The 13,066-nt window shown below is 61.0% G+C and carries 12 protein-coding genes; 6 read left to right on the forward strand and 6 right to left on the reverse strand.

The features are described 5' to 3' along the window. The first annotated feature begins 6 nt into the window (after positions 1 to 6). From G513_RS0112875 to G513_RS25515, 6 genes are all read left to right on the forward strand, one after another. The gene (locus G513_RS0112875) at positions 7 to 336 is read left to right on the forward strand and encodes a hypothetical protein (protein WP_022977259.1); all 330 of its coding nucleotides are present in this window, start codon (positions 7 to 9) and stop codon (positions 334 to 336) included. 157 nt (positions 337 to 493) lie between these two features. After that, positions 494 to 1,207: a 2-hydroxychromene-2-carboxylate isomerase gene (locus G513_RS0112880; RefSeq protein ID WP_022977260.1), complete on the forward strand. Its 714-nt coding sequence runs from the start codon at positions 494 to 496 to the stop codon at positions 1,205 to 1,207. Positions 1,208 to 1,390: 183 nt separating this feature from the next. Beyond that, positions 1,391 to 2,416, forward strand: a complete 1,026-nt coding sequence (locus G513_RS0112885; protein WP_033417700.1) for a methyltransferase — start codon at positions 1,391 to 1,393, stop codon at positions 2,414 to 2,416. 98 nt (positions 2,417 to 2,514) lie between these two features. Then, complete coding sequence (locus tag G513_RS0112890; RefSeq protein WP_156891644.1) at positions 2,515 to 2,958, forward strand: styrene oxide isomerase; 444 nt, start codon at positions 2,515 to 2,517, stop codon at positions 2,956 to 2,958. Between the two features lie 88 nt (positions 2,959 to 3,046). Further along, the gene (locus G513_RS0112895) at positions 3,047 to 3,454 is read left to right on the forward strand and encodes a DUF1801 domain-containing protein (RefSeq protein ID WP_022977263.1); all 408 of its coding nucleotides are present in this window, start codon (positions 3,047 to 3,049) and stop codon (positions 3,452 to 3,454) included. Beyond that, positions 3,451 to 4,023, forward strand: a complete 573-nt coding sequence (locus G513_RS25515; RefSeq protein ID WP_084711513.1) for a cupin domain-containing protein — start codon at positions 3,451 to 3,453, stop codon at positions 4,021 to 4,023. The genes G513_RS0112895 and G513_RS25515 overlap by 4 nt, the downstream gene beginning before the upstream one ends. Positions 4,024 to 4,056: 33 nt before the next feature. Here G513_RS25515 and G513_RS24965 read toward each other — a convergent pair whose 3' ends face one another. The 6 genes from G513_RS24965 to G513_RS0112930 form a co-directional block, all read right to left on the reverse strand. Next, positions 4,057 to 5,088, reverse strand: a complete 1,032-nt coding sequence (locus G513_RS24965; RefSeq protein ID WP_156891646.1) for a hypothetical protein — start codon at positions 5,086 to 5,088, stop codon at positions 4,057 to 4,059. 3 nt (positions 5,089 to 5,091) lie between these two features. After that, complete coding sequence (locus G513_RS0112910; RefSeq protein ID WP_022977266.1) at positions 5,092 to 5,325, reverse strand: hypothetical protein; 234 nt, start codon at positions 5,323 to 5,325, stop codon at positions 5,092 to 5,094. A gap of 12 nt (positions 5,326 to 5,337) precedes the next feature. Continuing rightward, entirely contained in the window at positions 5,338 to 7,932 is a 2,595-nt protein-coding gene (locus G513_RS22905; RefSeq protein ID WP_022977267.1) for an efflux RND transporter permease subunit, read from the reverse strand. Positions 7,933 to 7,973: 41 nt separating this feature from the next. Then, a complete protein-coding gene (locus G513_RS24970) occupies positions 7,974 to 9,074 on the reverse strand; it encodes a WD40/YVTN/BNR-like repeat-containing protein (RefSeq protein WP_022977268.1) in 1,101 nt (366 codons plus the stop codon). An 80-nt stretch (positions 9,075 to 9,154) separates the two neighbouring features. Continuing rightward, positions 9,155 to 10,702 (reverse strand): DUF1329 domain-containing protein, encoded by a 1,548-nt coding sequence (locus tag G513_RS0112925; RefSeq protein ID WP_022977269.1) that lies wholly within the window; start codon positions 10,700 to 10,702, stop codon positions 9,155 to 9,157. A 178-nt stretch (positions 10,703 to 10,880) separates the two neighbouring features. Then, positions 10,881 to 13,064, reverse strand: a complete 2,184-nt coding sequence (locus G513_RS0112930; RefSeq protein ID WP_022977270.1) for a DUF1302 domain-containing protein — start codon at positions 13,062 to 13,064, stop codon at positions 10,881 to 10,883. Positions 13,065 to 13,066: the final 2 nt, after the last annotated feature.

The raw sequence follows: 13,066 nt of genomic DNA on the forward strand, positions 1-13,066 counted from the left end.
CGCTCCATGCACGCCTTTACCTATCTCGCCGCGATCGTCGTTGGCTTTGGTGCCGGCTGCTCCTGGCGCCGGTGGGCCATCCGCAATGGGCATCAACGGGCGTTGGTGAATCTGCTGACGCTGCCGAGAATGCTGGAGCTGTCCGGCATCGCGCTGGTCATTGCATTGATTCTGGTGCCGCTGGATAGCACGCCACCCGTCGAGCCGGAGATGCTGTTTTCCGAGCTTCCGACCGCGGCAACCAGCGTCACGACATCTGCACCGGATGCTGATTTTCCGCTCGATGCGCCGGAGGACAGCGACGGTATCGACGATCCGGTCGAGGAAGCGGTTTAGGCAGTTCGTACGGGGCGCTCGAAAAGCCGCGAACCAGGCGGCGACCGAAATCAGCGCCGGCTCTTCACTCTCAGTTCGGCCGAACCATTGGCGTAGCAGTCGCCCGACGAGCTCGCCCGCGATAACCGGATGCCGGACCACGTCGGCATAGCGCCTGATGAGCGGCCTTGCGATGATGTCTGACCAGTACTCCGGCCTACACTTCAATCCGGATGACGAACGATCGCTGGAGAAAAGAATGATCACCGCTGATTGGTACTTCGACTTCATCTCCCCATATGCCTACTTCGCTTCGCTGAAGCTAGAAGAGCTGTCTACGCGGGCCGAAGTTCGACGTCACCCGGTTCTTTTTGCCGCCTTGCTGAATCACTGGGGCCAGAAAGGTCCGGCGGAAGTTCCGAAGAAACGCGAGTGGACGTACCGCTGGTGTACCTGGTGGGCGCAGCAGCAGAACATTCCTTTCTGCATCCCGGTTTGCCACCCGTTCAATCCGGTCCCTTATCTCCGCCTGGCATTCGCCGCCGATTGTTCGCGCGCGGCCATCGACACCATCTTCGCTTCGCTCTGGACAACGGGCGCAGATCCTACCGACCCCAAGGTCATTCAGGATCTAGCGGCTCGACTGAACATCGACCCCGCCAGTCTTGAGCAGCAAAGCATCAAGGACGCCCTGAGGGCGAGCACCAACCAAGCCATCGAGAATGGGGTTTTCGGCGTGCCGAGTTTCGTTATCGACAAGCAGTTGTTCTGGGGCGCGGATTCCATGCAATTCGTGGATGCCTATCTCGCAGATCCATCCTTGTTCGAATCCTCCGAGATGCGGAAGATCGACGCCTTGCCAATAGGCGTGGCGCGCAAGATTCCTCAGTAAACTCGGCCGGCTTTCCGCGCAAGCTGGCTCAGCGACGCAAAAACGGCCGCGGTGCGGGGCTGATGTATATCAGTGATAAGACTCACGCCAGAGCGTATCCAACAAGCTGTTCAACGCGATCGCTTACCTGCGCGTTGAACCCGGGCGTCAGGCATACCAATACTCCGATCACGAGGGATAAGAATGAAAGAACAACTTGATCCATCTCACATCATGCAGACCGCCACTGCATTCTGGGCTTCGAAAGTATTGTTGACCGCGGTGGAACTCGATCTCTTCACGACCCTCGGTGACGGCCAGCAATCCGCGACGCAACTGGGCCAGGCACTCGGGCTTCATCCTCGCGGCACCTACGATTTCTTCGATGCGCTGGTGGCCTTGAAATTTCTCGATCGAGATGGAGACGGCCCCGAGGGCCAATACAGAAGTACGCCGGAGACAGCGGCGTTCCTGAACAAGAAGAGTCCCACCTACATCGGCGGACTCACGCTGATGCTGAACTCCCGCCTGTTCGGATTCTGGAATCATCTCGGGGCCGCATTGAAGACCGGCAAACCGCAAAACGAAGTCAAGGACGGCGGCAAGTCGATATTCGAGGCGCTTTACGCCAACCAGGACAGCTTGGGTGAATTTCTCGATGCGATGACCGGCTTCCAGGCCGCGAACTTTGCATTGCTGGCGCAGAAGTTCGACTTCTCCAGCTACAAGACAGTGGGCGACGTAGGTGGAGCCTTGGCGCTGCTGTCGAGAGTCGTGGGCGCACACCATCAGCATCTGTCGTTCACCAGTTTCGATCTTCCTCCTGTGGCGCCGCTCGCGCTGAAGCACATCAAGGCGGCCGGTATGGAAAGCCGAATCAAACCGATTGCCGGAGACTTCTTCAAAGACGATCTGCCGAAGGCAGACGTCATTACGATGGGCAATATCCTGCATGACTGGAATCTCGCGAATAAGAAGATCCTGATCAGGAAGGCATACGACGCCCTGCCCGACGGCGGTGCTTTCATCGCCATCGAAAACGTGATCGACGACGCCAGGCGCGACAACGCGTTTGGTCTGCTGATGTCGCTGAACATGCTGATCGAGTTTGGCGATGCCTTCGACTATACGGGCGCCGATTTCAGGAACTGGTGCAGCGAGGCCGGTTTCCGACGGTTCGACATGATTGCTCTTGCCGGCCCTACCAGCGCGGTGATCGCTTACAAATAACCGAGCCAGCAATCAACAAGGACAAAAAAAGCCGACAGCGAGAAGCGGCGAGTGTTGGGTGCCGGTGCATGCAAATCGCAGCTACACGGGGGAAACCGATGAATGCAGTTGACAGAGGTCGTCAGATTCTTGTCCACGGATTAGTACTGATTCTGGTCGGTCTGGTATGGGGTCTCGTGGTGCCGCACACGCCCTTTCCACGACTTGCATTGGGCGCTCATATCCAGTTGGTCACGAACGGGATGCTGTTCATTGCGATGGCGCTGCTTCTCCTGGCGGTTCCCAACAATGTCGGCGTCCGCTCAGCCTCCGTGATGCTGGGGGCAGCCTGCTTGACGTGGATCATGGCGCTCACCGAAGTCGCCAATGCCTGGTGGGGCACGAGCCAGATTCTTCCCCTGGCGGCGCAGCAGGCCGGTGCAACCGGAGGCGCGATATGGCAGGAACTGGTGGTGAAGCTGGCCCACATGGGCGCAGGCTTGGCATTGATCCTTGCATGGGCGCTTCTTGTCGCTGGCTTTCTGAGAAAACCTGCGGCTTAGCAACGCGGAATCATTGCGCCGACCAAGCAGGCGCGCTACTCGGCTTTGCATAGGGACTCGCGGCTCATCGGTTCAGGAGTTCAGTGACATGGCAGAGAACAAGACCCGGCTTACCGACGCGAGCGTCGAGCAGTATCTGGCCGCCATCGAAGACGAGGCTCGGCGGAAAGACTGCGCTGCACTGATCAAGATCATGACCAGGGTGACCCAGCAGAAGCCGAAGATGTGGGGCACCGCCATCGTCGGCTTTGGCATTCTCAAGTACAAATACGAGAGCGGTCGAGAGGGAGAAACCTGCCTGGTCGGTTTCTCGTCAAGGAAAGGCGACATCAGCATCTACGGAACTGGCAGTGCCCCGCGGCGAGAGGAGCTACTGCCGACGCTCGGGAAGCACAAGACAGGCAAGGGATGTCTTTACGTTGGCAAGCTCAAGGACGTGGATGTCGCCGTTCTTGAACAACTGATTCTGGATTCCGTCAGAACAAAGATCGGATGACGATCGCAGGCACCGATGACTCAGCGCCTGTTTTACTGGATGTGCTTCGTCAAGCCTCAGCCCGCCAAAGCAAACTGGCCATCATGATCCAAAGGATTTCCCCCCTCATGAAATCGCTAGTCTTGCTGTTGGCCCTCGGTGCGACATCGGCAGCGAATGCGCAGCAATCATCAGGCCCCGTAGCGCTGCATCCTGATGATGTGGCGAAGCTGACCGTTTCGCCCGGGGTGACGCTGAAGGAGCTTACCGGCCGTGTCGGCGCCCCGGCTGCTCAATCAACGATGGGCAGCGTGGCCTTGTTTCGCCTGGAACCAGGTCGGGCGAGCGCCTGGAGTCATAACAAGGTCGGCGAAGAATCGTTCTTCATCCTGAAGGGCAAGGGCGAAGTCTGGACGGGGACTCAGGCCCATGCTGTTCGGCCGGGTTCGTTCATTCTGATTCCGCCGAGCGTCGTTCGCTCCATTCGCGCCAGCAAGGGCGAAGCATTGGAGTTCTACGCGGTGACCACGCCGGCCTGGAGTGCCGATGACGATGTGCTGGTTCAAGCACCAGAAGGTGCGCCGAAGTAAGCCGGCGCACATGGTACGAGCCGGCTTCTTCCTTCAGCGCCCGCCGATCAACGGCCCCAGCAGCGCCGGGTCCGGCAGGCTCAGGCCCAAGCGCTTCGCGATCTCGTCGAGCCTGGCGCGGGCGTCCGGTTTCAGCTGCGTCAGCAGCAGGATCACCGGGCGGATATCCGGCAGCTGGAACACGGCGCGAATGATGTCGGCGAAGATCGCATCGTCCTGCAGGACAGAGAGATTGATCACCCGCTGCTGTTGAGCAGGCTCCATGCGAGCGACGATCGGCAGCAGCACGTCCCAGCGACCAATCGCCTGGGTGTTGCGAACGATGGTGTTCAGCGAGGCTTCCGGCAGCGCGCCAGTGATTGCGGCGAGCTTCTGTTGGAGCCCGACATCGACACCCGAAATCAGCGCCAGCGCTTCGCCCCACAGTTCGGCTGAACCATTGGCGCTGTGTTCGACGACACTCTTGAGCCGCTCCGGCGTCAGTCGCTCGACGATGTCGCCGAGTCTCGATGTGTCTTCGGCGAAGAACGCGATGTGCAGCAGCTTGGCGTTGTCTGGTATCGCTTCGACGACGGCAGGAATGACATCGAGGGCGATCAGATCGATGAAGCGACCCATGGTCACGTATTCGCCACGGGCAGCGAGTTCGCGGGCGATGGCGATGATCAGATGCTTCGGGAAGCTGCCGATCAGCTCCTGCGCCGAACGCGGATCGAGCTGCATGCAGGTGTCGACCATGAACGGCAGCTTCAGCTTGCCGGCGATCTCGATCGCCCGCGAGGCCGGCACCAGCCCGCAGACCCGGGCGCAGATCAGCGGACCGATCACTTTCTCGATGATCAGCACCAGGATCGGGATCGGCAGCAACCGGCTCGCCACCGCCATGTTCTGGAAGCGCTTGCGATCGGCGTCGAACATCGCCGCCGTGGCCTGCTCGCGCAGCGCGCGAATGGTCTTGGGCTCCAGCTGGCCGAGCCAGGCCAGCGAATCCTCGGCGACGCCGCAGAGCCGCGCCAGCTTGATGATCTCGGCGCGATGCCCGAGTGACAGCGTGGCCAATGACATGCGCTAGAGGTCCAGGATCTTGCGCACCGCGCCGCGCAGCAGTAGCGGCACGTGGCTGAGCGACTCCGTCAGCGCCGCGTCGACCTGCGTCTTCTGGCGCCGCTTGGCGTCGCTCAGCAGCGTGGCCAGCTGGGCCAGCTGCTTCGGATCGAGCCCGTCCAGGCCTGCGGGCGGCGCTCGATCGAGCGCTGCCCGCAGCGCGTCCAGCGATGCGCTGCGTGAATCAGCCTTGGCCATTGAAGAACTTACTCAATGCGCTGTCTTGGCCGGCGCCAGATTCTTCGGCATCGTCGCTGGCGCCTCGCCAGGCTTCGGCGGGAACAGGAACGCGGCGATCGCCGGTAGACCGAGCACGGCACCGAACATGTTGGCAGTGAACATGAACAGCAGCAGCAGGCCCATGTCGATCTGGAACTGGAGCTGCGACAGCAGCCAGGTCGAGACCGATGCGGCCAAGGTGATGCCGGTGAAGATCACCGCCTTGCCAGTGCCGCGCAGCGTCTCGAAGTACGCCACCCGCAGGCTCTTGCCTTCCTTCAGGCCGGACATCAGCACGCCGTAGACGTAGATGCCGTAGTCGACGCCGATACCGACCGCGAGCGCCAGCACCGGCAAGGTCGCTACCTTCATGCCGATATCGAGCTCGGCCATCACCGCGTAGCCCATCTCGGAAACCAGGGCCAGCGGCAGGATGATGCAGACAATCGCCTGCCATTCGCGGAAGCACATCCACAGCAGCACCAGGATCACGGCGTAGACCAGCAGCACGACTCTGCCTTCCTGCTCGTGGACCACTTCATTGGTCGCGGCCATCACGCCGACATTGCCGGTGGCCAGCGCGAAGTTGACCGGGCAATCCTTGGTCATGCCTTCATAGGCCGTCTTCAGATCCGTCTGCTTCTTGCGTGCCGCGTCGAGCACTTCGGCCGTGGCAGTATCGCCGAGCTTGAACACTTCGCCATTCGAGGCCTTGAGCTTCTGGAAAGTGTCGTACTTGGTCGCGCAGTATTCCGGCTTCGTATCGGGTGCCTTGGCGTAGAAGTCCGCGGCGTTCTCGGCGTTGAACTTCTTCACTTCCTCGACGATGTGGCTGATCGTTTCGGCCTTGTGATCCTTGGTGAACAGATAGATCGCCAGGGCATCGCAATCATCGTTGAGCAGGCCGGTGGAAGTCGGCACCAAGGCGGTGGCCTGGGCCAGCGCAAACTGGTTGCGCGGCAGCACCAGCGCGTTGAGACGTCCTTCCGAAAGGCCCTGATAGACAAGCTTGGCGAAGGTCAGCAGCGACAGCGTCGACTGCACGCCGGCAGTGTTTTCCATCTTCCAGGCGAAGCGATCGGCCTGATCCATCAGCTGATAGCTGACGCAGCCGTTCGGCTTGGTTTCGGCGATCACCTTGAAGATGTCGACGGCGATCTGGAAGTTGTCGGTGATCGCATTGAAGTCCTGATTGAAGCGCGAGTCCGGACGCAGTTCGGGCACGCCTTTCAACGCGTCGCCCACCTTCAGATCCGCCTTGCCCCACAGCGCCCAGCCGAGCATCGCACCGCAGGCCACCATCACCCCGGTTGCCACTGCCGGCTTGGTGACGCCGGACAGCCACCACCAGATCGGATCGAGCTTGGCGTCCTTCTTGGTCTGTCGATCGATGAAGGCATTGACGTCCTTCAGCTTGATCATGGTCAGCCAGATCGGCACGAACATCTTGTTGGCGACGATGATCGCCAGGCCGCCGAGCACGGCGTTGATCGACATCTCCTGGATGATCTGGATCTTGATCAGATAGATCGTCGCGAAGCCGGCGACATCGGTCAGCAGCGCAATGGTGCCGGCGATCGCCAGGCGGCGGAAGGTTTCCAGCGAGGCATCGAAACTGGATTTGCCGGCATGGACCTCATCGACCCAGGCGTTGACGTACTGCACGCCATGACTGACCGAGACCGCCAGAATCAGGAACGGCACCAGGATCGCGAACGGATCGACGCCGAAGCCGAGCGTCTTCAGCAAGCCCATTTCCCAGACCACGGCGACCACGGACGAGAACAGCGGAATCATCGCCAGCTTGAACGAGCCGCAATAGATCCAGAGCAGGAAGCCGGTGATGATCAGGGTCAGACCGAAGAAGCCGGCGACTTCGAGCGACGCCTTGGTCATGTCATCGACGATCTTCGCAAAGCCGATGATGTGGACCTTGATGCCGTCCTTTTCGTACTTGGCGCGCAGTTCTTCGAGGTACTGGCCGACTTTCAGATAGTCGAGTTTCTCGCCGGTCTGCGGATCTATTTCCAGCAGTTCGGTGAGGATCATCGCGCCGCGCTGATCGTTGGTGACGATACGGCCGATCACCTGCGCCTTGGCAACGTTGGACTTCACCTTCTGCAGCACTTCCGGCGTTGGCGCGTAGTCCGGCGGAATCACCGTGGCGCCGCTCAGGCCGCCTTCGATGTTCTCGACGTAATTGACGTTCGGGGTGAACAGCGAAGTGACCTTCGCGCGGTCAACACCGGGCATGAAGAACACTTCATCGGTAGCCTTCTGCAAGGTGCCCATGAACTCCGGCGTGTAGATATCGCCGGTTCCTTCGTCCTTGATCAGCGCCACCAGCACCGTATTGGCACCGCCGAAATCCCGGTAGTACTCGCGGAATTTCTCCATGTACGGATGTTCCAGCGGCACCGATTTCAGCCAGCCGGCATCCGGCTTCAGGCGCGCCATCTGAACCGTGAACAGCAGGGTCAGGATGATCAGGATCCAGTGCGTCATCTGACGCCGGCCATAGATGATCGGCTCGACCGCCCTGAGAATCTTGTCGGCCCAGACGCCGCCTACTGCTGCACCTGCCATATGCCTTCTCCGCTTCTAGTTCTAGTGGTGTCGCGCAGCAATCAGTTCGGAAGGGCGAGCAGTTTCACGCCCGACGTGCCGACCACGATCAGGCCGTCCGCGGCAGCCAGTCCCATGTTCATGTTGATGTTGGTCGGCAGGTTGACTCTCGTCAGTGCGCCCGCTTCCACATCCGCCTTCATCACCCGGCCGTTGGCGCCGAACAGCAGCACCGTGCCGTCCTCACCGACCGAGCCACCGAACAGGCTTTCGGTGTCGTTCGAAGCCAGGCGCTTCCAGCCGGCGACCTCGCTGACCGGGTTTGCGTTCTGCCCCGAGGCTTCGGGATTGGCGGCCAGTTCGCGCAGCGCGGCGAGATCGGCCTCGCTGAGTCCCGGCGCCTTTGCGACATCGACGATATGAAAGGCGTTGCCACGCAGGCCGAAGGCGATCGCGCCATTGGTACCCACCGGCACCACGCCGAAGTAGGAGCCGGTGTACGGCGACTTCAACTGCTTCCAGGTACTGCCCTGATCGGCCGAGTGGGCGAGAAAGCCGCGCTCGCCGGTGAGCAGCAGGCTGCCGTCACCGAGCTTGATCAGGTTGTAGAGATTCGGTTGATCTTCGAAAACCGGCGATTCGACCGCTTCCCAGGTCTTGCCGCCATCCGCCGTGCGCTTGAGCACGCCGTTGCCGCCAGCGACGAGACCGTTGCTGGCATCGAGAAACAGGATGTCGAACCAAGGCTTGCCCCAGGCCGCATCGAACTGGGCCAGGGTCCAGCTCTTGCCACCGTCGGTGGTGTCCAGAATGGTGCCGTCGTAGCCCACGGCCCAGCCGTGCGTGTCATCGAGAAAACGGACGCGCACCAGGGTTGCATCGGCCGGCGTCAGGACCTGTTTCCAGACCTTGCCATCGGCAGACAACAGCACGCCGCCGCGCTGACCGACGGCCACATAACCGTCGCCCGCCTTGGCCAGGCTCAGGATCAGGCCGGACGTGGCGCGAGGCGCGATCACTGCAGGACGCGGCACCAGTGTCGTATCGACGCCAGTGTCTTCAGCCTCTTCCTCCTGTGCCAGCAGATAGACCGGGAAGGCAAACGCAGCAACGATTGCAGAGGCCAGAACGGCCTTCTGCAGAGTGATTCGGTGACGATTCATGAACTCCCCCGGTGTACTGGCGACACCTTGCGCACAGGCCGGCGAGTCGCCTCGCCGGCCGCGACGCTTGCGATGATTTGTTACTTGGACTGCGACTTGCGGTTCAGGCTGCCCGGCGAGAAGTAGTCGTCCTTGAAGGTGATCTTGAAGTCCGAGATCTTGTCTTCGTTCGACAGCGCGGTGACGAAGTAGCGGCCGCTCTGCAGGTCGTAGATGACTTCCGGAATGCCGGTGACGGTCGGCACGAATGGCACCGAGATCAGCTGCGCTTCCTGCACCTTCCAGAGCTGGTCACGGGTGTCGTAGTCATCCACCGCGGCAATTGCCCAGCTGTCTTCATCGACATAGAAGCGACGCTTCTTGAACTGGTGACGCAGGCCGGCACGCAGCGTGGCCTCGACGACCCAGACGCGGTGCAACTCGTAGCGCGACAGGTTCTGGTTGATGTGGCCCGGACGGATGATGTCGTTGTACTTGATCAGCGGCGCGTTGATCAGGAACGAGTTGTAGGCGATGTACATCTCCTTCTTGCCCACCAGCTTCCAGTCGTAACGATCCAGCGCGCCGTTGAACACGTCGACCTGATCGTTGAACTGTTCGCCATCGGTGCCAATGTAGGGATTGTCGTAACCGACATCCGGCGCCTTGTTCACGCGGCCGAGGCCGGGGTTGAAGATCCAGGCATTGCGGCCCGAGCCTTCGGCACCCGAGGTTTCATGCACCAGGGTCAGCTGACCGGCGACCTTGGCTGGAGCGACGACATTCGAGAGGTAGTACAGCAGGATCTTGGTGCCCGGATTGGCTTCGGCAAGATTCGCGTACTTGAACTTCACGTCTTCGATCAGCTTGGTGATCTTGTACGTGCCATCGGCCTTGACCACGGCCTGGTTGTTGTAGCGCTTCACGGCCGAACCGCGGTAACGCATCTTGTGATTCCAGATCACCTCGGCGCCGCTCTTCGGAATCGGGAACGGGAAGCCGAGCACGGCACCGTTCACTTCATCGGTGCCGACCAGTTCAGAGGTCGTCGCGTTCTTGATCGTCGCGGCATTGATCTCGTCCGGGAAGAACGCCGAGCGCAAGGTCGGGTAGACGATCATCTTGTAGGTCGGGTACTTGGCGAACATCGCCTTCTGCCCTTCCGTCAGCTTGTCGCCGTACTTGGCGACATCGGCCTTGGTGATGATGAACAGCGGCTTTTCGAACTTGCCACCGCCACCGATCTGCTGGCGCTGCTTGGTCGCCAGCTTGCCGAGCTCAGGCGGCAACTTGGCGATGATGTCGTCGATCTGCTTGGAGATCTTCGGGTAATCCGCGAGCGTGAAGGTATCGAGATACTTCAGCAGCGCGGCGAAATCGCCCGGGCTCTTGCCGCGAACCACTTCAAACTGCTGGCGCAGTTCTTCGAGCTTGGCAGGCGTCAGCGCCCGCACTTCGGCATCGAAGTTCGCGCCGCCGACCCAGGCCGGAATCGACCCGTCGGCATTGGCACCGGCAACGGCGCCGACCGGCGTCAGTTCCTTGCCCAGTTTCGCGGCTTCCTCGGCGCTCGCCTTGGCGTATGCATTGGCGCTGGCAGCCAAGCCAACGGCGCCTGCCAACATGAACAAACCTGCTTGTTTGAACATCGTCAATCTCCTCACAAGAAAACATGGCCTGCTGATGCTGCTCCGGGAAACCGGCGCCTTTGCCGCCTTTCGGGGAACAACGGTGACGGTCGAAGCCGAACGCGCGTCAGGCGGCTTGGCAAGGACCGGATCCACTCGTAGAAAACTGACCCGGCCAAGGCTGCACCGGGCTTTCCAATCAGAACGTGTAGCCGATCTGGAGCGCGATCACGTCGCGATCCCGCTGGGTGTTGACGGTGCCGCCACCGGTGGAACCCTGATAGATCAACTGACCCGACCAGGGACCGCCGTTCTCGATCTCGGTGGAAACCGCATAGCTGATGGTGCCCTCGATGAAATTCTGCACCGGCAATGGCGAGATGCCATAGAAATCGTGGCCGAAGTAGATCGCCGGCTTGAAGTTCAGGCCCGCCAGCAGATTGTTGTACTCGAAGCGGGTCAGGATGCGGTAACCCGCCGAAAAGCTTGAGGCAAAGCCGCTGGTCTGCTGTGTCGGGTTCAACGAGCGCGTGTCCGGCTGGCCGTTGACCTGGCCGGTGCCGTCGGCGCCCGGGCTGGCATGCGTTCCGTTGTTGTCACCGCCTTCCAACTGCAGACGGCTGCGGTTCGGCATGCCGTAGATATGGGTCATGCCCAGTTCGGTGAGGATGATCACCTGATCAGCGCCGAACGGATTTTCCGAGGCACCGATGGCGCGAATGCCGGTGATGTCGAGCTGATCGACGACGAAGCGCTCATAGCCGTTGATACGCTGATTCGGCTGGATCTCGATGCCGCGATAGCGCGACAGGAAATCCGGCACTGCACTGCGTGATGCCGGCAGAGTGACGTTCTGAGCGAATGCTGGCACCAGCACCGGCAGACCATTCAGCAGCGCCGCCAGCTGGCCCAGCAGTTCCTGCGGGTTCGAGCTGCCGATGTCGCCGATCGAGCCGCGCAGCGAGGCGATCGTCTGCTGGATGAAATCCTGGGAAAGCCCCAGCGTGATGTCCTGTCGCGGCAGCGACGGCTGCAGACCCGCGAAGAACACGTCGCTGGCCGATACCTGCAGCGGCATGTTCGGGCGGATCGAGTACTCACCCGCCAGCGACCATTTGCCGACGTTGGTGTTGAAGCTCATGCCGAACACCTGGATGTTCTCCGGATAGGCGAAGAACACCTGCTCGGAATCGATCGGTGCCGGCTCCAGGCCGGTCTGCGGATTCAGGCCGACGAAACCCTTGCACGCGGTGAACGCCTCGACGAAGCCCGCAGCGTTGCGGGCGCAGGATTCGTTGGTGGCGATGACGCTGAAGTAAGGCAGGCGGCTGTGATAGTTCAGGCCGTAGAAGCCCAGCTCGGTACCGCCGTTGAAATCGGGCAGATACCAGGTCAGCTTGGCACCGACCTGCCCCTGATTGTTCGGCTGCGCAAACTTCAGCGGCAACACGTTGGCCGTGAACGACGAATTGGAGATCGCGTTGATCGGGAACGGGATGCGCTGCAGGCGATTCGGATCCTCATGGAACTGGCCGAGACCGATCAGGAACTCGGAGCGCTTGTAGAAATCGATGTTCGAGTAGAACGCGCCACCGGGATCCGGATTCACCGGGCGCCAGGCGAGCTGGTAGATGAAATCCAGCGACATGCCGTCGGTGAGCTGGGTATTCAGGGTGATCAGCGGCACCGACCGAAACACTTCGTTGATCGGCGTGCCCGGCTGATGCAGCAGGCGCGCATCCGGCGGCTGCAGTTCGTTGATCGAGTTCAGCACCACGAAGGTCGATTCGCCCCAGCGGATGTGCTGGTAGCCGACGGTCGCGTTGAAATCGTGCTCGAACAGCTGGAAGGACTTGCCGATGAAGGCATCCTTGATCTGGATATCCTGCGCAAGCGGGCTGCCGAGCCGGTACGGGCGGCCAGTGGTCGACGGCTGGAAGGTCGTGTCCGGATGGCTTTCGTTGAAGCGGAAATTGACCGGATCGAAGAAGGCGATGGCGCCGATCTTGAAGGTGTAATCGCCGTAGGTGCCGTTCAGGTCGGTCGAGAACTTGGTGATCGCGGCCACCGGGTTCCACTGCCGGTAGTTCAGGTCACCGTCATCCTTGTTCGAGCCGATGAAGGCGCCGGGCGCGTCGACCAGGCGCTGATTGGGCGCTGGATCTCCGGCGAACGAAAGGCAGCCGTCCGGACACAGGCTCGGATTGACGTTGAGCTTGCCGATGAGACGGGAGTCGGCTTTCTCGGTACGGAACGCACTGCCCACCGATAGCGTGCTCTTCCAGGCGCCAGTGAGTTCCCCATACTCGAAATCGATTGCCCGCGACGGCGCATGAAACGCCAGTACAGCCAGTGCCACGCCGCCCATCAGCTTGTGTTTCATCA

It is taken from the genome of Nevskia ramosa DSM 11499, from assembly GCF_000420645.1.
GTDB classification, from domain to species: Bacteria; Pseudomonadota; Gammaproteobacteria; order Nevskiales; family Nevskiaceae; genus Nevskia; species Nevskia ramosa.

Coding starts and splice junctions, on each gene's coding strand:
- G513_RS24965 (WP_156891646.1), bottom strand. CDS start 5,088: ATGTCATTGGCCACGCTGTCACTCGGGCATCGCGCCGAGATCATCAAG.
- G513_RS0112880 (WP_022977260.1), top strand. CDS start 494: ATGAGCGGCCTTGCGATGATGTCTGACCAGTACTCCGGCCTACACTTC.
- G513_RS24970 (WP_022977268.1), bottom strand. CDS start 9,074: ATGAATCGTCACCGAATCACTCTGCAGAAGGCCGTTCTGGCCTCTGCA.
- G513_RS0112890 (WP_156891644.1), top strand. CDS start 2,515: ATGAATGCAGTTGACAGAGGTCGTCAGATTCTTGTCCACGGATTAGTA.
- G513_RS0112910 (WP_022977266.1), bottom strand. CDS start 5,325: ATGGCCAAGGCTGATTCACGCAGCGCATCGCTGGACGCGCTGCGGGCA.
- G513_RS0112930 (WP_022977270.1), bottom strand. CDS start 13,064: ATGAAACACAAGCTGATGGGCGGCGTGGCACTGGCTGTACTGGCGTTT.
- G513_RS25515 (WP_084711513.1), top strand. CDS start 3,451: ATGACGATCGCAGGCACCGATGACTCAGCGCCTGTTTTACTGGATGTG.
- G513_RS0112885 (WP_033417700.1), top strand. CDS start 1,391: ATGAAAGAACAACTTGATCCATCTCACATCATGCAGACCGCCACTGCA.
- G513_RS0112925 (WP_022977269.1), bottom strand. CDS start 10,702: ATGTTCAAACAAGCAGGTTTGTTCATGTTGGCAGGCGCCGTTGGCTTG.
- G513_RS0112875 (WP_022977259.1), top strand. CDS start 7: ATGCACGCCTTTACCTATCTCGCCGCGATCGTCGTTGGCTTTGGTGCC.
- G513_RS0112895 (WP_022977263.1), top strand. CDS start 3,047: ATGGCAGAGAACAAGACCCGGCTTACCGACGCGAGCGTCGAGCAGTAT.
- G513_RS22905 (WP_022977267.1), bottom strand. CDS start 7,932: ATGGCAGGTGCAGCAGTAGGCGGCGTCTGGGCCGACAAGATTCTCAGG.